The sequence below is a fragment of the Streptomyces sp. NPDC027962 genome (genome assembly GCF_055566095.1).
Genome location: NZ_JBVHTA010000028.1, coordinates 62,646 through 81,426, shown reverse-complemented (window position 1 = coordinate 81,426; position 18,781 = coordinate 62,646). Strand labels below are relative to the sequence as shown.

The following is an 18,781-nucleotide window of genomic DNA, read 5'->3' as shown; positions in this document are numbered from 1 at the left end:
GTCAGGCTCCTGCCATCAGTGAGTTGTTGACGAGGTCGAGGAACTCGCGCGGGGTCTTGCAGCGGTCCGCGTCGGGCGGCAGCGGCCGGGCGTACCGGTTCTCCAGCTCGCCCACGATGCCCAGCAGCCCCAGCGAGTCGAGGCCGTAGACCTCGAACGGTGTGTCCGGCCGCTGGCCCATCTCGTTCGGGTCGACGGCGATGCCGGCGCCCTTCTTCATCAGGGCGGCCAGTTCGTCGACGGTCAGTTGTGCTGTCATGGCGACGTTCTCCTTCTCACGAGGCGGTGTCGTCGGCGCCGCGCCTCAGCACGAGCGCCGCGTTCGAACCCATCAGTCCTCGGCTCAGCACCAGTGCCGTGCGCAGCTCGGCGGGCCGAGCCGTGCCGGTCACCACGGCCAGGTCGTGGCAGACGTCGAAGACATGAGGGGTGGGCGGGACCACGCCGTGCTCCAGGGCGAGCACCGCGGCGGCCGTGTCGAGCACCGGCGCTCCGCAGTACGACCGCCCGGTCCCGGTCTTGGGCGCCGTCACCGGCACACGTGTGCCGTGCGGCCCGAGTGCGTCGGCGATGGCCAGGGCCTCGGCCCGGTCTGCCTCCGGCAGGCCCAAGGCGTCCGCGAAGACCACGTCGATCTCCTCGGGTGCGCAGCCCGCGGCCTCCAGGGCGCCGCTGATGGCCCGTGCCAGCCCCTCGCGGGACTGCTCCCACCGGGAGGCACCGGTGAACGTCGCCGCGTGTCCGGCGATGGTCGCGCGGATCTGTGCGCCGCGCCGGAGGGCCGCCTGCTCGTCCTCGACGACGAGCATGCCGCCGCCCTCGCCGGGGACGAAGCCGCACGCGTTCGCGGTGAACGGGCGGTAGGCGCGGTCCGGGTCGTCGCAGGTGCTCAGCTCGCGGTAGCCCAGCTGGCACACGATCGAGTACGGGGCCAGCGGCGCCTCTGCCGCGCCGACGACGACGGTGTCGGTGCCCCGTCTGATGGCGCCGGCGGCGTGCGCGAGGGCGTCGAGCCCGCCCGCCTCGTCGCTGGCGACGACGCCGCAGGGGCCCTTGAAGCCGCCGCGGATGGAGATCTGACCGGTGCTCGCCGCGTAGAACCAGGCGATGGACTGGTAGGGGCCGACGTAGGTCGAGCCCTTGCCCCACAGCCGCTGCAGCTCGCGCTGGCCGAATTCGCCGCCGCCGGAGCCGGCGGCGGTGACCACGCCCACGGAGTACGGGTTCTCGCCCGACGTGCCACTGGTCATGCGCGCGTCGGCCAGCGCCATGTCGGCCGCCGCCATCGCGAAGTGGGAGAACCTGTCCGTCTGGACGAGGAAACGCTGCTCGACCATCGTCTCCGGGTCGAAGCCGCGCACCTCACCGGCGATGCGCAGCGGCAGATGGTCGCAGCCCTCGCGGGTGACTCGGTCGAGGACGCTGATGCCCTCGACGGTGGACTTCCAGAACGTCTCCGCGCCCACGCCGTTGGGGGCGACGACACCGATGCCGGTGACGACGGGGCGCCGAGTCTGCCGTGAGCCGGGGCTCATCGTGTCCTCCCGCCTGGTCGGGTGAGCACGACCGCGGACTGGAAGCCGCCGAAGCCGCTTCCGACGGACAGCACACTGCGCAGCTTGAGAGGGCGTGCGGTGCGCGGCACATAGTCCAGGTCGCACTCGGGGTCGGGGGTCTCGTAGTTGGCCGTCGGCGGAACCACCTGCTCGGCCAGGGCCAGTACGCAGGCGACGAGCTCGATGGCTCCGATGGCACCGAGTGAGTGGCCCACCATGGATTTGATGGAGCTCATCGGCACCTTGTACGCGTGGTCCTTGAGCGACCGCTTCACTGCGGCCGTCTCGTGCCGGTCGTTCTGCTGGGTGCCGGAGCCATGGGCGTTGACGTAGTCGATGTCCGTCGGATCGACCTGGGCGTGGTCCATGGCGTCGTCGATCGCGCGGGCCATCTCCATGCCCTCACGGGTGAGGCCGGTCATGTGGTGGGCGTTGCCGAAGGTGGCGTACCCGCCTATCTCGCAGTACACGTGCGCACCACGGGCACGCGCGTGCTCGAGCTCCTCGAGTATGAGCACGGCACCGCCCTCGCCCATGACGAACCCGTCCCGGTTGGCGTCGAAGGGACGCGACGCGTGGGCCGGATCGTCGTTGTTGGGGGAGGTCGCCTTGATCGCGTCGAAGCAGGCCACCGTGATCGGGGATATCGGCGAGTCCGACGCACCGGCGATACAGACGTCGGCCCTGCCCTCCTCGATCGCGTGGAAGGCGTAGCCGATCGCGTCGAGACCGGACGTGCAGCCCGTGGAGACGGTTTGCACGGGACCCTGGACGCCGGCGAGTTCGGCCACTTCGGAGGCGAGAGCGCTGGGGGAGAAGGCGCGGTGGAGATGGGGCGCCGCCTCGCTGTGGTCGACGTCCCAGCGCCGTCCCGTGCTGCTGACCTTCACATAGTCGCGCTCCAGCCGGGTGGTGCCGCCCACCGCGGTGCCCATGGACACCGCGGTCCGCCAGGGGTCCATCGCGCCCGCCTCGAGGCCGGCGTCCGCCATGGCCTCACGCGCGGCCACGAGGGCGAACTGCACGTACCGGTCGGCGCGTTGGGCGTCCGCCGCACCGAGGCCGTGGGCCGCAGGATCGAAGTCGACCTCGGCGGCTATGCGCGAGCGGAAACCTGTCGGGTCGAACAACGTGATGCCGCGGGTCGCGGTCCGTCCACTCGCCAGCAGGTCCCAGAATGCGCGGGTGCCCACACCTCCGGGTGCGACGATGCCGACGCCGGTCACCGCCACACGCCGGGTCACGACACCGACCCCGTTCGTTCCGGCGGGCGGTGCGCTGCGGTGCCTTCCGCCGCGGGGGTCTCCTCCGTGTCGACGTGACCGAGCTCCGGCCGCGGGGCGAGGGGTCCGAGGTGGAAGACCATGCGGGCTTCGGTGCTGCCCACGTTGCGGAAGCGGTGCCGCACGTACGGGGGGATGAGCAGTCCCTGGTCCGGCCGGATGGCGAACGGCTCGCCGTCGAGGTCGACTTCGAGCTCGCCGGCGACGACGTACACGAACTCCTCGGAGTACGGGTGGTAGTGCTCGCCGATGCGGTCACCGGGTTCGACGATCGCCAGGCCCATGAATCCGCTCGTGGCGCCCACGGCGGTGGGGGTGAGCATGGCGCGCAGATCACCTCCGCGCCTGCGGTTGGGCTCGGTCTCGCTCAGGTCGACGATGCGATGGGGTGTGGTCATGACTGGTTCCTCCACAGGACCTTGCGGCGTGCGGACTTCGGGGTGACGCACGGCAGCCGGCGGCCGGGTGCGGTCAGAGGGCACGGCGGTCGGTGATCAGGCGCATCTGCGCGTTCTCGAGGAGACGGAGCATCGTCTTCTCGTCGGGGCTCGAGCTGTCGATGCCGAGCGCCTCGGTGTCGAGCAGCTTCGTCAGCACGGCGGGCTTGCGGGGGCCGAGAGCGCCCACGGCCGCCGGCGGGTCGGAGTCGAGGGGGCCGCGTGCGTCGACGAGGCGTACGACGATGTCGTCGCGCTGGAAGACGGTGCTGCTGTCGATGTGGGACCCCGGGAGGTCGGCGGCCACCTCGTCCTGACCGGCCAGCAGGCGGGCGAGGGCCATCCCGCATCCCGGCTTGGCCGGGTAGAGGATCGCGTGCCGTTCCACGTCTTCGGCCGGGGTGCCCGCAGGTGCCAGGTGGTGGACCGCGGGCAGTGCGGCGCGGGTGAAGAACAGCCGGGCCGACTGCGGGTCGTCGAGGTCCCTGTCCTGTACCAGGTACGGGTTGATGGCCTCCTCCACCGCCCTGATCTCGGGCTGACGTGCCACGTGACGCAGCGCCGCGAGCAGGTCGCCCTGCACCTCGAGGGTCCGCACGACGCGGTTGCCGTGCATGAACAGGGTGGTGCGGCGCAGCCGGGTGGTGTCGTCGACCTGGGCCTGCGGAGAGGTGTAGCCGGAGAGGATCTCCGCCACGGTCCTTTCGCTGCCGGACTTGACGGTGAAGGTGAGGGCGTGGCGTACGACGCCGTCGCCGACCCGGGGGAAGGGCTGCAGGCCCCCGACGGCCTTGCGGGTGGCGGTCGCGGAGGCGTGCACGCCGTTGGTCTCGCGCAGAATGCTGAAGCGCAGTGACCGCGTGTCGCGCACGCAGTCGTGCAGCGGCCGCACGGTCTCTACGTGTTCTTCGCTGTTCACCCAGGCGAGGAATGGCGGTGCGCTCTCCCATTCGCTGGTGATGAGCCATTGCGACGGGTTCTCGATCGACTGGCACAGCTGGTCGCTGAGATGACCCGGGACGGCCGCGACCTGGTTGCGCATGTGCTCGTACGCCGTGAGAAAGCGCTGCTGGGCGCCGTCCTGAAGATCAAGCAGCAGTACGACCCGGAGCCGGGAGCCGTCGAATGCGGACTGAGACACTCGTTCGGACAGCATTGTCATGTTCCACGCATCTCCTTGTCACTGAGGCCGCCTGTGGCATGGAGCCGGCCCTCGGAGGTTCCGAGCGGGAGACCCGGCGCATACGGACGGCAATCCACCCTTTGACGCGATGTGGTGGTCCGGCTTCGATCCTGTGTCGGTAACACGGGTGGCGCGAGATGTGTGCACCAGGTGGGTGAAGGGGCGAGCCGATGCCCTCCCGCGCGGGCAGAAAAGGCGGGCATGGAGACGCCAATTCCCTACCGGCGGTTGGAGCTGGAGCACTGATGCAAGAGAACGCAGAACAACACCGCGTACCGGTCCTCATCGTGGGCGGTTCCCTGGTGGGCCTGTCCGCATCACTTTTCCTCGGCCGCCTCGGCGTCCGGCACATGCTGGTCGAGAAGCACGCGGACACCTCGAGGCATCCGCGCGGACGCGGCAACAACCTGCGCACGATGGAGGTCTTCCGCGCGGCCGGCGTCGAGGAGCAGATCCGCGAGGCGGCGTCGCTGCTCGCCGACAACCACGGCATCCTGCAGACTCCCGAGCTCGCCGACCCCGACGCCGGTGAGTGGCTGGTCCGGCAGATCGACGAGAAGGGCCCGCCGACCGGGCGCATCAGCCCCTCGGCGTGGTGCGTGTGCAGCCAGAACGACCTCGAGCCGGTGCTGCTGAAGGCCGCCCGCGGAAACGGCGGAGATCTGCGGTTCTCCACCGAACTGCTCTCCTTCGAGCAGGACACGGACGGCGTCACCGCCGTCGTCCGGGACCGCCGGACCGGCCTCGACAGAACCGTCCGCGCGGACTACCTCATCGCGGCCGACGGGCCCCGCAGCCCCGTCCGCGAGCTGCTGGGCATCGGACAGACCGGCCCCGGCGACCTGTTCCACAACGTGAGCATCACCTTCCGCTCCACCGGCCTCGCCGACGTCGTCGGCGACCGCCGCTTCGTCGTCTGCTACCTCACCGGGCCCGACGCGGAGGGCGCACTGCTCCCGGTGGACAACGCGGAGCACTGGGTCTTCCACGCGCCCTGGCAGCCCGACCGCGGCGAAACGCTCGAGGACTTCACCGACGAGCGCTGCGTCGACACCATCCGCGCCGCGGCCGGAGCACCCCACATCGATGTCGAGATCACCGGCAAGGCGCCGTGGCATGCCGCGGAACGCGTCGCGCAGCGGTACACGCACGGCAGGGTCTTCCTCGCGGGCGACTCCGCGCACGAGATGTCGCCGACCGGGGCGTTCGGCTCCAACACCGGCATCCAGGACGCGCACAACCTCGCCTGGAAGCTCGCGGCCGTGCTCGACGGCTCGGCCGCCCCCGCCCTGCTCGACTCCTACGAGGCGGAACGCCTGCCGGTCGCCCGCGCGACCAGCGCCCGCGCCTCGGCCCGGTCCGTGGAGCACAGCCACCCGGGGTACGCGCCGGCTCCCGGCATGACAGGCGGCCCCAAGGGCGGCCTGCTGCCCGTCGCCCTGGGCTACCGCTACCCGCGTGGCGCCGTCCTCGGTACCGACCCCGACCTGCCCGTCATCCCGGCGAAGATGGACCTCACGGCCGCACCCGGCAGCCGCGCACCGCACATGTGGCTGCAGCATCCGGGCGTGGGACGCCGACTCTCCACGCTGGACCTGTACGAGCGGTCCTTCGTCGTGCTGACCGGTGCCGGCGGCAAGGACTGGTACACGGCCGCCGAACTGGTCGCCGCCCGGCTGTCCATCACCATCGACGCCTACCGGATCGGCGAGGGCCCGGAGGCCGATCTGGTCCCGGAGACCAACGCGGACTGGGCCGAGACCCACGGCACGACCCCGCAGGGCGCGGTCCTGGTCCGCCCGGACGGGTTCGTCGCATGGCGTTCCCCCGGCGCGGACCCCGACCCGGAGGCCGCGCTGTTCAATGCCTTGGCATCACTGCTGCACCGCAGCGCCTGACCCCTTGCCTGACCGTCCGCGGGCGTCGCCGTCGGTCCGCCCCTCGCCGGCGCCCGCGGCCCTCGCCGGGGCCTTCGGGCCGCGCGCCGAGCGGCAATCCCGGCGTCGGCGGGCGGACTTACGACACACTGATGGCCGCAAGGTTCGACAGCGTGGTCGAACCGGCCGCACGGAATGATCCGGTCGGAGATGAACGGCGAGCGGATGCCCGCCCGTACTGCTCCCCGGCGGCGACACCCGCAAGCCGTCGCCGCCGAACGGCCGTCGTTCCACGCCAAGGCAGGAAGGGACATGCTGTGACACTGTCATCCCCGAAGGACCGACTTGCTTCGCTCCGTGCCGACCTCGAGCAGCGCAATCCCGCGCAGCCCGAGTTCCACCAGGCGGCACGCGAGGTGCTGGACACGCTGGCGCCCGTGTTCGCCGCGCGTCCCGAGTACGCGCAGGCGGGCATCGTCGAGCGCCTCTGCGAGCCCGAGCGGCAGATCATCTTCCGGGTGCCCTGGCAGGACGATCGCGGCGCGGTCCACGTCAACCGGGGGTTCCGGGTCGAGTTCAACAGCGCCCTGGGACCGTACAAGGGCGGACTGCGCTTCCACCCGTCGGTGAACCTGGGCGTCGTGAAGTTCCTCGGCTTCGAGCAGATCTTCAAGAACGCCCTCACCGGGCTCTCCATCGGCGGCGGCAAGGGCGGCAGTGACTTCGACCCGCGCGGCCGGTCGGACGCGGAAGTCATGCGTTTCTGCCAGTCGTTCATGACGGAACTGCACCGGCACATCGGCGAGCACACCGATGTGCCCGCGGGCGACATCGGCGTCGGCGCCCGTGAGATCGGCTATATGTTCGGCCAGTACCGCCGCATCACCAATCGCTGGGAGGCCGGCGTCCTCACCGGCAAGGGACTGGGCTGGGGCGGTTCCGCGATCCGTACCCAGGCCACCGGCTACGGCAGCGTGCTGTTCACGGCCGAGATGCTGAACATGCGCGGCGAGGAGCTCGAGGGGCAGGCGGCCGTCGTCTCCGGCTCCGGCAATGTCGCCGTCTACACCATCGAGAAGCTCATCCGCAGCGGTGCCCACCCGCTCACCTGCTCCGACTCCGCCGGCTATGTCGTCGACGAGAAGGGGATCGACCTCGAACTGCTCAAGCAGGTCAAGGAAGTCGAGCGCGCCCGGGTCGAGGAGTACGCGGACCGCCGCGGCGGCTCCGCCCGCTATGTGCCCGGCGGGCGGGTCTGGGAGGTGCCCGCCGACCTCGCCTTCCCGTCCGCGACCCAGAACGAGCTCGGCGAACAGGACGCCCTCACCCTCGTGCGCAACGGGGTCAAGGCCGTCGCCGAGGGCGCCAACATGCCCACCACTCCCGAAGCGGTCCGCGTCCTCCAGCAAGCCGGTGTCGCTTTCGGCCCCGGCAAGGCGGCCAACGCGGGCGGAGTCGCCGTCAGCGCCCTCGAGATGCGCCAGAACGCGGCCCGCGACAGCTGGACCGTGGACCGGGTCGAGGCCGAACTCGCCGGCATCATGCGGGACATCCACCGCATCTGCCACGAGACCGCGGACCGCTACGGGGCGCCCGGCGACTATGTGACGGGCGCCAACATCGCCGGTTTCGAGCGGGTCGCGGACGCGATGCACGCGCAGGGGCTGGTCTGAGGGAGGACGGATCCCGCCGTCAAGGTGTTCAGGGCGCGAAGAGCACCTTGACGGCTCCGTCCCGCTTCTTCTGGAACATCTCGTACGCCTCCGGGGCCTTCTCCAGCGGCACACGGTGGGTGGCGAACTGCTCGACGCCGAGCGGATCGCCGTCCGTGACGAGCGGCAGCAGATCCCCCGTCCACCGCCAGACATTGGCCTGCCCCATCCGCATCTGCACCTGCTTGTCGAACATGGTCAGCATCGGCATGGGATCGGCCATCCCGCCGTAGACGCCCGAGAGCGAGATGGTGCCCCCGCGGCGTACGAGATCGATCGCCAGATGGAGGGCGGAGAGGCTGTCGACGCCGACGCGCTTCATCATCCTGGCGGCGACGCGGTCGGGCAGCAGGGTGGCCATCTGCTGGGCGCCCTTGGCCACGGGCGCGCCGTGGGCCTCCATGCCGACCGCGTCGATCACGGAGTCGGGACCGCGGCCGTCGGTGAGGTCGCGGACCGCGTCCACGATCTTGTCGCCGTACTCTTCCAGGTCCAGGGTCCGCACGCCATGTGCCTTGGCCCGCTCGAGCCGTTCGGTCACCAGGTCGATGCCGATGACCAGTCCAGCGCCGCGGTGGGCCGCGATACGGGTGCACATGTCGCCGATCGGCCCGAGGCCGAGCACCGCCACGGCGCCGCCGGGCGGCACGGACGCGTACTCCACCGCCTGCCAGGCGGTGGGCAGGACGTCGGAGAGGTAGACGAACCGGTCGTCCGGCGGGCCCTCGGGGACGCTGATCGGCAGGGTGTTCCCGAACGGCACCCGGAGGTACTCCGCCTGGCCGCCGGGCACCTGGCCGTACAGCTTGGTGTACCCGAACAGCGAGGCGCCGGAGCCGTGTTCGCGGACCTGGGTGGTCTCGCACTGGGAGTGCAGGCCCTGCGCGCACATGAAGCAGGTGCCGCAGGAGACGTTGAAGGGAACGACGACACGGTCGCCGGGGCGTACCCGGGTGACCTCGGAGCCCACCTCCTCCACGATGCCCATGGGTTCGTGCCCGAGGATGTCGCCCGGGTCGATGAACGGCCCGAAGAGTTCGTACAGATGCAGGTCCGAGCCGCAGAGCCCGGTCGTCGTCACCTTGATGACGACATCGGTGGGCTCGCGGACCTGCGGGTCGGGGACCGTGTCCACGCGCACATCGCGTTTGCCGTGCCAGGTCAGTGCTTTCATCACGCCTCCTCGTCCGCGTCGCCCGGCCGGTCTCCCGATCCGGGTTCGGCCATGCCACGGTGGGCCGCGGCCTTGAGCCTGTCGGGCAGCACCTTGTTGGCGAGCCCCTGCACCAAGCCGATGCCACTGGACGCGCCGGTGACAACGGCCAGGGGTTTGATGTCGGTCATGCAGCGCCGAGTACCCCGGCTCCGGCCTTTCACCGGACGACGGCCCGGCACCCGGGAAAGGCCGCCCGTCACCTGCGAAAAGGCCGCACGTCACGCTTCGTGCCTCACCCGAATGCAGTACGTGAACGCGGCCCGGCGGCCGATCGCACCGGACGCTGGTCGAGGGCCGGAGACCGGCCGCAGGGGGCCAGGGGCCCCACGCCGGGGCATCGCCCCGGCCCGCGGGGGACGGCAGGACGGCCGACGCACGGCACGTACGGAGGAGAACGAATGAACGCCGCCTTCTCACGCACTGACGCCGCCTTCTCACGTACTTGGGAACACGCCGTCGTCACTGGTGGAGCGGGCTCCGTGGGCTCGCACCCGTGCCCCGCACCGCTCGACGCCGGCGCGGCCGTCACCTGCGTCGACGACCTGAGCACAGTCCGGCCGGAGAGCATGTCCGCACCGCGCGACCGCCCCGGCTTCACTTCGTCGAACGGCCGAAAACGGCCGACGGACGATTTCGCGGTGCGCTGCCCCCCATCACGCTCGCCCTCGACAAGCTCGAGTGGGAGCCCCGCGTGAGCGCGGAGGAAGGCCTGCGGCGCACCACCGCCTGGTTCCGCGAGCAACGCGACGACCAGCGCGACGACCGGCGCGACCAGGGCGATCCGATCGGCTCCTGACCGGTCGTGATCCGTGCCCGGCCGTGATGCCCGCCCGGCCGGCGCCCGCCCCCGCTGCCCGGCTTCCCCGGCCCGCCGAAAGGGACTGACATGCGCATTCTCGGAATCAACGCTCTCTTCCACGACCCGGCCGCCGCCCTCGTCATCGACGGCCGGACCGTCGCCGCAGCCGAGGAGGAACGGTTCTCACGGCGCAAGCACGGCAAGCGCCCGCTGCCCTTCTCCGCGTGGGAACTCCCCGAGCAGGCCGCCGCCTGGTGCCTGAAGCGGGCCGGACTGCGGCCCCAGGATCTCGACGCCGTGGCGTACTCCTTCGACCCCTCCCTCGCCAAACCCACCGCCACCATGGGCCTCGACGACCCCTGGGACCATCTGCGGCTCGCCTACGCGCGGGAGGCACCCGGCTTCCTGCAGAGCGCGCTCCCCGGACTCGACGCGGACATCGTTCGCTTCGTGCCGCACCACATGGCGCACGCCGCCTCCGGCGCCTTCGCCGCACCCGACGCGGACGGGTCCTCCGTCCTGGTCCTCGACGCCCGCGGCGAGCGCACCTCGCACCTCGCGGCGCGCCGTGTCCACGACCGGCTGGAGGCGCTGCACGCGCAGGAGCTGCCGCACTCGCTGGGAATCGTCTACGAGGAGTGCACCGAGCACCTGGGATTCCTGCGCTCCTCCGACGAGTTCAAGGTGATGGCGCTCGCCTCCCACGGCACGCCCCGCATGCTGGGCGAACTGCGCCAGCACGTGTACCCCACCGGCGACGGCGGCTTCCGCGCCACCGGCGTGCCCTGGCACGAACTCTGCGCCCCGCGCGGCCCCGAGGAGGCGTGGACGCAGGAACACGCCGACGTGGCCGCGAGCGTCCAGGCGGTCCTCGAGGAGACCATGCTCGACCTCGTGCGCCGGCTGCACGGCCAGACCCACGACAGCCTGCTCACCCTCGCGGGCGGCATCGCTCTCAACTGCGTCGCCAACTCCCGTATCGCCCGCGAAGGTCCGTTCTCCCGCGTCTGGGTCCAGCCCGCCGCCGGTGACGCCGGCACCGCGCTCGGCAGCGCCCTGCTGCTGGCGGCGGGCCAGGGCGACGACCCGGAGCCGATGAGCGGCGCCGACCTCGGACGCGACTGGTCCGACGCGGAGCTCGGCGCATGGCTGAAGACGGCCGCCGTGCCGTTCGACCGCCCTGCCGACATCGCCGCGACCGTGGCCGAGGCCCTCGCCGGCAACGCGATCGTCGCCTGGTTCCAGGGGCGTTCCGAGTACGGGCCGAGGGCACTGGGCCACCGCTCGCTGCTCGCCCACCCCGGTCACGCGGGCAATCTGGAACGGCTCAACGACATCAAGGGCTGTGAGCAGTTCCGGCCGGTCGCGCCGATGGTGCTCGCCGAACGGGCACCGGAGATCTTCGACGGCCCGATGCCGAGCCCGTACATGCTCTTCGTCCACGATGTGGCCCCCGCCTGGCGCGAGCGCATCCCGGCCGTCGTCCATGTCGACGGGACCGCCCGCATCCAGACCGTCGAACGCTCGAGGGAACCCCTGGTCGCCCGCATGCTGGCCGAGTTCGAGCGGCTCACGGGGCTGCCGGTCGTGGTCAACACCAGCCTGAACACGGCCGGAAGGCCCATGGCCGACGATCCGCGGGACGCCCTCGAGTGCTTCGGTTCCTCGCCCGTCGACCTGCTGGCCATCGGTCCGTACGCCGTCCGGCGCGGCGACTTCTTCCGCCGCTTCGACAGCACGGACGACGCGGACGCCGCGGGAACGGGGGCCGCCGGAATGGGAGCCGTGGGAATGGGAGCCGCGCGATGACCGCCACCGGATTCGAGGGCCTGCGCTACGCCGTGGTGGTACCGACCGCCGGCCGGGCCGGCCTGACCGTCTGCCTGCGGGCCCTGGCCGCCGCGACCGGGCCCGGGCCGGTACGGGTCGTCCTCGTCGACGACCGCCGCGGTGCCCCCCGCACCCCGCTCCCGGTCGAGATCCCGGCCAAGCTGCGGCCCATCACCTCCGTGGTGCCCGGCCGTGCCCGGGGGCCGGCCGCGGCCCGCAACACCGGCCTGCGTGTGGCCGGTCCCGTCCCCTGGGTCGTCTTCCTCGACGACGACGTCGTGCCCGGCCCCACCTGGTGCGAGGACCTGGCCCGCGACCTCGCGGCGGCCGACGCACGGACCGCCGGGGTCACCGCACGCATCGCCGTACCGCTGCCGGCCGACCGCGCGCCCACCGACTGGGAACGCAACACCGCCACTCTCGCCGCCGCCCGCTGGATCGCCGCCGACATGGCCTACCGGCGCGAAGTCCTGGACGCGGTCGGAGGCTTCGACGAACGTTTCCCGCGCGCCTTCAGAGAGGACGCCGACCTCGCCCTGCGCGTCCAGGCAGCGGGCTGGGCACTGGCGGCGGGCACCCGCACCACCACCCATCCGGTCCGCCCGGCCGGCCGCTGGGTCTCCCTGCGCGTCCAGGCGGGCAACGCCGACGACGTGCTCATGAACCGGCTGCACGGCCGGGACTGGCGGCACAGGGCGGACGCGCCACGGGGGCGTCTGCCCCGCCACCTCGCGGTGACCGCCGCGGCGGCGGCCGCGATCTCCTGCGCCGCTGTGGCAAGGCCCGCCGCGGCCACGGTCTGCGCCGCGCTCTGGTTGGCCGGGACCGCCGAATTCGCCTGGGCCAGGATCGCTCCGGGCCCCAGGACCCGCGACGAGATCGTCTCGATGGCGCTCACCAGCGCGCTCATCCCGCCGGTGGCGGCATGGCACTGGCTGGGCGCGCAGCTGCGGCACCGGCGCACCCCGCCGCTGTCCCCGCCCGCCCCGGCCGCGCCACCGCGCACCGGCGGAGCGCCGGTCCCGGCGCGGGTGCTGCCATGACCGGCTCCCTCATGGCCCGTGCGGTCGGGGAACGGGAGCGCCGCGGCGGACCGTGGCTGTTCCAGGGTCCGGTCGTCCCGCGGGCCACCGTGCCGTCGCCGGACGCCGCGGGCCTGCCCGACGTGGTCCTCTTCGACCGCGACGGCACTCTCGTCGCAGACGAACGGCGGCCCGGCGCGCGTCGTGCCGATGCCGTCGGTGCCGGAGGCCCTCGACGCGGTCCGCGCGCTCGGGACACCCGTGGGCGTCGTCCGCAACCAGCCGGGCGTGGCCCGCAGCCACTTGACGTCTTGTCAGGTGGCGGCGGGGCGCTACAGGACTTCCTGGCGTCGGCCGCCCGACGGTGTCCCGAAGGGCCGGAAGCTGTCGCGGAGGACGGCGCACGCGCCCGCCGAGCGGCGCTCCAGCGCTACGAGCTCAAACGCTTCCCGGACGACTGGGAGCGCCTGATGACGGAGGTGCGCGCATGACGTACGGCGATACTCACCGCGATCCCATCCGCACGGATGCACTGTCGATCGCGCTCGTCTCCGAGCACGGCAGTCCGCTCGCCGCACTCGGCGGGGCGGACGCGGGCGGCCAGAATGTCCACGTCGCCCGGCTGGCGGGCGCCCTCGCCGACCGTGGCCATCAGGTCACCGTCTACACCCGGCGCGACGCGCGCGATCTGCCGGACCGGGTACAACTCCGCGCCGGTGTCGCCGTCCGCCATGTCCCCGCGGGCCCGCCCGAGGAGATACCGAAGGACGAACTCCTGCCCCACATGCTGGGTTTCGGCCGGCACCTGGCACGCGAGTGGCAGGCCCATCCGCCCGATCTGGTGCACTCGCACTTCTGGATGTCCGGTCTCGCCGCGCTCCATGCCGTACGGGAAACCCGGCTGCCGCTGGTGCACACGTTCCACGCCCTCGGCACCGTGAAGCGCAGGAACCTGAGGCACACGGACACGAGCCCGCCGGCCCGCATCTCCTGTGAGAAAGAGGTGGGCGTCGGCTGCGACCGGATCGTGGCCACCAGCCGCAACGAAGTCGCGGAACTGGCCGCCATGGGGATCTCCTCCGACAAGGTCGGCGTCGTGCCCTGCGGAGTCGACACCGACGAGTTCACGCCACACGGGCCCGTCGCGGAACGCGGCGCACACCCGCACCGGCTGATCCAGCTCGGGCGGCTGGTGCCACGCAAGGGCGCGGCCGTGTCGATCACGGCACTGACGCGGCTGCCCGGCGTCGAGCTGCTCGTCGTCGGGGGCCCGCCGCCGCACCGGATCGACGACGACCACGAGATCCGCCGGCTGCGCGACCTCGCCCACGGTCTGGGCGTGGCCGACCGGGTCCGCTTCACCGGTGGTGTGGCGGGGGAGGACGTGGCACCGCTGCTGCGCAGCGCGGACGTGGTGCTGTGTCCCGGCGACTACGAACCCTTCGGCATTGTCGCGCTGGAGGCCATGGCCTGCGGCAGACCGGTCGTCGCCACTGCCGTAGGCGGCCAGCTCGACACCGTCGCCGACCCGGGCACCGGACGGCTGGTGCCGCCCCGCGACCCGGACGCCCTCGCCCGGGCCGTGGCCGGACTGCTTGCCGACCCGGCGACGCGGGACGCCTGCGGAGCGGCCGGCCGGTGTCGGGTGCTGAGCCGGTTCGGCTGGGCGCGGGTCGCCGGGGCCACGGAAGCCGAGTACCTCGGCGTCCTGGCCGCCGGGCCGGCTCTCGTCCGGGTCACCGGCGGGAACCGGGCGGCGGGGGTGACCTGAGCGCCGCCCCTCCTTGGGCGTGTTTCGAAAGTCCCGCCTGGCCCACGACGCCTGGCACGCACACTCGCTGCGTTGTCGGAGTCATCCGAGTACGTCCAGTACGAGGATGATCCTCCGCCTTGCGATTGCACGCACCAGACGCCGCGGGCCCCGCCCTGCGGGCTGACGGCGCCACTTTCGAATCACGCCCTTGCCCGAGGACCGCAGCACCGGTGTTCGAAGTGCCCGGCGTTCGAAGGGCCCGACGTTCGGAGGGGGAGTGGTTGATCACCCGCGACACGGTGCCGCGCCCGACGCCGGCACGCGCGGCCACCTGCTCGAGTGCGGGCCGGCCGAAGCGGCCCGCTGCTGCCGACGGACCTCCGGTGAAGGGGTCGCCGGTCCCTTCGATGCAACTCTTACCGGTGGGCCGCCCGCGAGCACGCGGCACGCAGCCCCGGCAGATCGATGAACTCGGTGTGGGTGCCCGCGGACGCGCAGGCGAAGGCGCCCGACACCGAGCCCGCGAGTACACACTCCTCCACGGTGCGTCCCTCGGACAGCGCGTGCAGGAAGGCGGTGACGAACGCGTCCCCCGCGCCGTTGCTGTCGACGACCGGACGCTCGGGCCGCACCGCCGGGAAGTGGCGCGCCTTGTTCTCTCCGCGTACCAGCACATGGCAGCCCGCTGCGCCGTCCGTCGCCACGACGAGCCGTGCGCGGCCCTCGTCGAGGATCGAGTGCAGGACCTCGTCGAGCCGGCCGTGAACGGCGGCGACGCTCAGGAAGACGTAGTCGGAGGCGAGGGCGTAGTCGCGGTGGTGGGGATTGCGGCCGTCCCAGTCGTGCAGGTCGGTGGAGCTGGTGATCCCGAGCCGGTGGATGTCGCCGTACATGTCGCGGTTGTGGCCCACGATCGACATATGGACGTGCCGGGCGCGCTCCAAGAAGGGGAGGTAGAAGGCGCGGGGCAGCCGGAGGTCCGCCGGGTGGCGGCCGTCGTAGAAGGAGAAGCGGCGGCCCTGCGGGTCGACGAGATTGATTCCGCGCGGCGTGCCGTGCGGGCTGTGGACATGGCTGAAGTCCAGGCCCCGCTCCGCGTACGCGGCGAGCACGGTCCGGCCTTGGACGTCGTCGCCCAGGAAGTCGACGAACTTGGTGGCGAGCCCGAGAGCGTGGCAGCCCAGCGCCACCCGGTTGCCGGTGTGCCCCACATAGTCGTGCACCGGGGGCACGAACACCGAATCGCCGGGCGGCACTTCGAGCGCGTCGACGCGCACGACCGTGTCCACGCCGGTGCCGCCGACGACCAGCATGTCGTACGAAGGGTCACTCACCGTCGGCCCGTCCCCGGCCCGTGGTCCGTCCGGCCGCAGAGGCGGTCGAACCGCGGACCACCAGCTCCGGCATGAAGACGAACTCGCTGTGCGGGGCGGGTGTGCCCCCTATCTCCTCCAGCAGCGCACGCACCGATGCCTGCCCCATCGCCTGCACCGGCTGGCGGATGGTCGTCAGCGGCGGATCGGTGAACGCTATGAGCGGCGAGTCGTCGAAGCCGACCACCGAGATGTCCTTCGGGACGTGCAGCCCCTGCTGCCGGGCGGCCCGGATGGCGCCGAGGGCCATCATGTCGCTGGCGCACGCGATCGCGGTGCAGCCCTTGGCGATCAGCGCGGCCGCGGCGGCCTGGCCGCCCTCCAGGGTGTAGAGGGAGTGCTGGATCAGCTCCTGCGACTGTTCGGGCGAGAGTCCGAGCCGCTCCTCCATGGCCTGCTGGAAGCCCTCGATCTTGCGCAGGACCGGGACGAACCGCCTGGGGCCGAGCGCGAGGCCGATCCGGGTGTGCCCGAGCGAGGCGAGGTGGGTCACGGCCAGCTGCATCGCGGCCCGGTCGTCGGGGGAGACGAAGGGGGCCTGGACCTTGGGGGAGAAGCCGTTGACCAGGACGTAGGGGACGCCCTTGGCGCGCAGCTGGTCGTAGCGCTCGGTGTCGGCCGTGGTGTCGGCGTGCAGCCCGGAGACGAAGATGATGCCGGAGACGCCCCGGTCCACCAGCATTTCGGTGAGTTCGTCCTCGGTGGACCCGCCGGGGGTCTGGGTGGCGAGCACCGGGGTGTAGCCCTGGCGCGTCAGTGCCTGGCCGATGACCTGGGCGAGGGCGGGGAAGATCGGGTTGTCCAGCTCCGGGGTTATCAGTCCCACGAGTCCCGCGCTGCGTTGCCGCAGTCGGACCGGTCGTTCGTAGCCGAGTACGTCGAGGGCGGCAAGGACTGACTCGCGGGTGGCCGCGGCCACACCGGGCTTGCCGTTGAGCACGCGGCTGACTGTGGCTTCACTGACCCCCGCCTGGGCTGCGATGTCGGCGAGCCGCGCGGTCATGGGAGTGGACTGTACCGGGCGTGCGTCGGATTGCCCACCAGGTGCCCGAATCGACGGGTTCATCGCGTCATGTGCGGACGAGTGGCTCCGGAACGTCGAGAGAGGGCCGGCGCGGGAGGCCGAGGGGTCGTCGGGAGAAGGGGGCGCGACCGTCGAAAAGAAGGCCGGCGCCCCATGAGGCGCGTCACATCGCTGCAAGGGCTTGCGGAGCCCTTGCGGCAGCCCTCGATACAGGCCCACCCTGGGGACCGTGTGCCGGCGGGGGGATGTCAAGCGATCCTTCGGCAACTCTCAGGACACACGGATGTAACGATCACCCGTCCTTGCAGAAATTTGCCGCAAGGTCTTTCCGATGGTTTTCAGCCCTGTTACGTTCCTGGCAACCCGGCACCGCGAGGGAGCGGACGGCGGGAGGCAGGTCTTCGCCTCCGCCCTTCCGGGATCAGTTGAAGGAGTTCACATGCGGCGTGGCATAGCGGCCATCGCTCTGGTCTCGGCACTGGCCGTGTCGGCGACGGCGTGCGGTGGGAACGACAGCGGCGATACCGGCAAGAAGAGCTCGGGTGAGCTCAGCGGCACGGTCACCTGGTGGGACACCTCCACGGTCGGCAGTGAGGACAAGGTCTTCAAGAAGATCGCCGAGGACTTCACCAAGCTGCACCCGAAGGTCACCGTCAAGTACGTCAACGTGCCGTTCGGTGAGGCCCAGAACAAGTTCAAGAACGCCGCGCAGTCCGGCTCCGGCGCCCCCGACGTCATCCGCTCCGAGGTCGCCTGGACCCCGGAGTTCGCCGACCTCGGCTACCTCGCGCCGCTGGACGGCACCGCGGCGCTGAAGGACGAGGACGACTTCCTCAAGCAGGCCGCGGCCTCCACCGAGTACAACGGCAAGACCTACGCCGTTCCGCAGGTCATCGACTCCATGGGCATCTTCTACAACAAGAAGATCTTCAAGGAGGCCGGCGTCGAGGTCCCCAAGACCATCGACGAGCTGAAGACCGTCTCGGCCACGATCAAGGACAAGACCGGCAAGACCGGCCTCTACCTCCGCGGTGACGACGCCTACTGGTTCCTCTCCTTCCTCTACGGCGAGGGCGGCGACCTGGTCGACGCCGAGAACAAGAAGATCACCGTCGGCGACGAGGCCGGCGTCAAGGCCATGAAGACCGTCAAGGACCTGGTCGACTCCAAGGCCGCGATCACCGACGCGACCAACGGCTGGGACAACATGCAGGCCGCCTTCAAGGACGGCAAGGTCGCCATGATCATCAACGGCCCCTGGGCCGTCGCCGACACCTACACGGGCAAGGAGTTCGCCGACAAGGCGAACCTGGGCATCGCCCCGGTCCCGGCGGGCTCGGCCGGTCAGGGCGCCCCGCAGGGCGGCCACAACCTCGCCGTCTACGCGGGCTCCAAGAACCTGGAGGCCTCGTACGCCTTCACCGAGTACATGACCTCCGCCGAGAACCAGGCCAAGGTCGCCAACGAGCTGAGCCTGCTCCCGACCCGCAACTCGGTCTACTCGCAGCCCGGCGTTGCGAGCAACGAGATCGTGAACTTCTTCCGCCCGGTCGTCGACAAGGCCGTCGAGCGCCCGTGGATCCCGGAGACCGGCAGCCTCTTCGCCCCGCTGGTGACCGAGTACACCAAGGTCCTCACCGGCCAGACCACCCCGGAAAAGGGAGCGAAGGCCACGGCCGACGAGTACCGCAAGCTCCTCAAGGACTGGAAGTAACA

General features: G+C 71.5%; 16 protein-coding genes and 1 pseudogene. 7 read left to right on the top strand and 10 right to left on the bottom strand.

Features of this window, described 5'->3' with window-relative positions; all coding sequences use genetic code 11:
- Position 1 precedes the first annotated feature (1 nt).
- The 5 genes from ACZ4SA_RS24475 to ACZ4SA_RS24455 all read right to left on the bottom strand — a co-directional run bounded on the left by ACZ4SA_RS24475 (position 2) and on the right by ACZ4SA_RS24455 (position 4,438).
- Positions 2 to 259 carry an acyl carrier protein gene (locus ACZ4SA_RS24475; protein ID WP_356638108.1) on the bottom strand — a complete coding sequence of 86 codons (258 nt, stop codon included), beginning with the start codon at positions 257 to 259 and terminating at the stop codon, positions 2 to 4.
- Positions 260 to 275: 16 nt separating this feature from the next.
- Positions 276 to 1,535: a ketosynthase chain-length factor gene (locus ACZ4SA_RS24470; RefSeq protein ID WP_468278162.1), complete on the bottom strand. Its 1,260-nt coding sequence runs from the start codon at positions 1,533 to 1,535 to the stop codon at positions 276 to 278.
- On the bottom strand, positions 1,532 to 2,800 hold the full coding sequence (locus ACZ4SA_RS24465) for a beta-ketoacyl-[acyl-carrier-protein] synthase family protein (RefSeq protein WP_468278160.1): 1,269 nt from the start codon (positions 2,798 to 2,800) through the stop codon (positions 1,532 to 1,534). Before ACZ4SA_RS24465 ends, ACZ4SA_RS24470 begins: the two co-directional genes overlap by 4 nt.
- Complete coding sequence (locus ACZ4SA_RS24460; protein WP_468278158.1) at positions 2,797 to 3,237, bottom strand: cupin domain-containing protein; 441 nt, start codon at positions 3,235 to 3,237, stop codon at positions 2,797 to 2,799. Before ACZ4SA_RS24460 ends, ACZ4SA_RS24465 begins: the two co-directional genes overlap by 4 nt.
- 73 nt (positions 3,238 to 3,310) lie before the next feature.
- Entirely contained in the window at positions 3,311 to 4,438 is a 1,128-nt protein-coding gene (locus ACZ4SA_RS24455; RefSeq protein WP_468278156.1) for a SchA/CurD-like domain-containing protein, read from the bottom strand.
- 266 nt (positions 4,439 to 4,704) lie between these two features.
- Between ACZ4SA_RS24455 and ACZ4SA_RS24450 the strand changes: the two genes are divergently transcribed.
- Both ACZ4SA_RS24450 and gdhA read left to right on the top strand, forming a co-directional pair.
- Positions 4,705 to 6,357 (top strand): FAD-dependent oxidoreductase, encoded by a 1,653-nt coding sequence (locus tag ACZ4SA_RS24450; RefSeq protein WP_468278154.1) that lies wholly within the window; start codon positions 4,705 to 4,707, stop codon positions 6,355 to 6,357.
- A 302-nt stretch (positions 6,358 to 6,659) separates the two neighbouring features.
- The gene (gene gdhA, locus ACZ4SA_RS24445) at positions 6,660 to 8,009 is read left to right on the top strand and encodes an NADP-specific glutamate dehydrogenase (protein ID WP_468278220.1); all 1,350 of its coding nucleotides are present in this window, start codon (positions 6,660 to 6,662) and stop codon (positions 8,007 to 8,009) included.
- Between the two features lie 28 nt (positions 8,010 to 8,037).
- On the opposite strand, the gene ACZ4SA_RS24440 is transcribed toward gdhA, so the two are convergent.
- The gene (locus ACZ4SA_RS24440) at positions 8,038 to 9,222 is read right to left on the bottom strand and encodes a zinc-dependent alcohol dehydrogenase (RefSeq protein ID WP_468278151.1); all 1,185 of its coding nucleotides are present in this window, start codon (positions 9,220 to 9,222) and stop codon (positions 8,038 to 8,040) included.
- Positions 9,222 to 9,392 carry a hypothetical protein gene (locus tag ACZ4SA_RS24435; RefSeq protein ID WP_468278149.1) on the bottom strand — a complete coding sequence of 57 codons (171 nt, stop codon included), beginning with the start codon at positions 9,390 to 9,392 and terminating at the stop codon, positions 9,222 to 9,224. The genes ACZ4SA_RS24440 and ACZ4SA_RS24435 overlap by 1 nt, the downstream gene beginning before the upstream one ends.
- 758 nt (positions 9,393 to 10,150) lie before the next feature.
- Between ACZ4SA_RS24435 and ACZ4SA_RS24430 the strand changes: the two genes are divergently transcribed.
- The 4 genes from ACZ4SA_RS24430 to ACZ4SA_RS24415 are packed head-to-tail and all read left to right on the top strand — an operon-like array spanning position 10,151 to position 14,686.
- Positions 10,151 to 11,872, top strand: coding sequence for a carbamoyltransferase family protein (locus ACZ4SA_RS24430; protein WP_468278147.1), 1,722 nt, complete (start codon positions 10,151 to 10,153; stop codon positions 11,870 to 11,872).
- Complete coding sequence (locus ACZ4SA_RS24425) at positions 11,869 to 12,936, top strand: glycosyltransferase family 2 protein (RefSeq protein ID WP_468278144.1); 1,068 nt, start codon at positions 11,869 to 11,871, stop codon at positions 12,934 to 12,936. The genes ACZ4SA_RS24430 and ACZ4SA_RS24425 overlap by 4 nt, the downstream gene beginning before the upstream one ends.
- On the top strand, positions 12,933 to 13,406 hold the full coding sequence (locus ACZ4SA_RS24420) for a hypothetical protein (RefSeq protein ID WP_468278141.1): 474 nt from the start codon (positions 12,933 to 12,935) through the stop codon (positions 13,404 to 13,406). The genes ACZ4SA_RS24425 and ACZ4SA_RS24420 overlap by 4 nt, the downstream gene beginning before the upstream one ends.
- A complete protein-coding gene (locus ACZ4SA_RS24415) occupies positions 13,403 to 14,686 on the top strand; it encodes a glycosyltransferase (protein WP_468278139.1) in 1,284 nt (427 codons plus the stop codon). Before ACZ4SA_RS24420 ends, ACZ4SA_RS24415 begins: the two co-directional genes overlap by 4 nt.
- A 253-nt stretch (positions 14,687 to 14,939) precedes the next feature.
- Here the strand turns inward: ACZ4SA_RS24415 and ACZ4SA_RS24410 are convergent.
- From ACZ4SA_RS24410 to ACZ4SA_RS24400, 3 genes and pseudogenes are all read right to left on the bottom strand, one after another.
- Positions 14,940 to 15,077, bottom strand: a pseudogene (locus tag ACZ4SA_RS24410) (LacI family DNA-binding transcriptional regulator); the annotation flags it as partial.
- A 7-nt stretch (positions 15,078 to 15,084) separates the two neighbouring features.
- Positions 15,085 to 15,981: a carbohydrate kinase family protein gene (locus ACZ4SA_RS24405; protein WP_468278218.1), complete on the bottom strand. Its 897-nt coding sequence runs from the start codon at positions 15,979 to 15,981 to the stop codon at positions 15,085 to 15,087.
- A gap of 13 nt (positions 15,982 to 15,994) precedes the next feature.
- A complete protein-coding gene (locus ACZ4SA_RS24400) occupies positions 15,995 to 17,044 on the bottom strand; it encodes a LacI family DNA-binding transcriptional regulator (protein ID WP_468278137.1) in 1,050 nt (349 codons plus the stop codon).
- A gap of 460 nt (positions 17,045 to 17,504) precedes the next feature.
- On the opposite strand from ACZ4SA_RS24400, the gene ACZ4SA_RS24395 reads away from it, so the two are divergent.
- The gene (locus tag ACZ4SA_RS24395) at positions 17,505 to 18,779 is read left to right on the top strand and encodes an extracellular solute-binding protein (RefSeq protein ID WP_468278134.1); all 1,275 of its coding nucleotides are present in this window, start codon (positions 17,505 to 17,507) and stop codon (positions 18,777 to 18,779) included.
- Positions 18,780 to 18,781 lie beyond the last annotated feature (2 nt).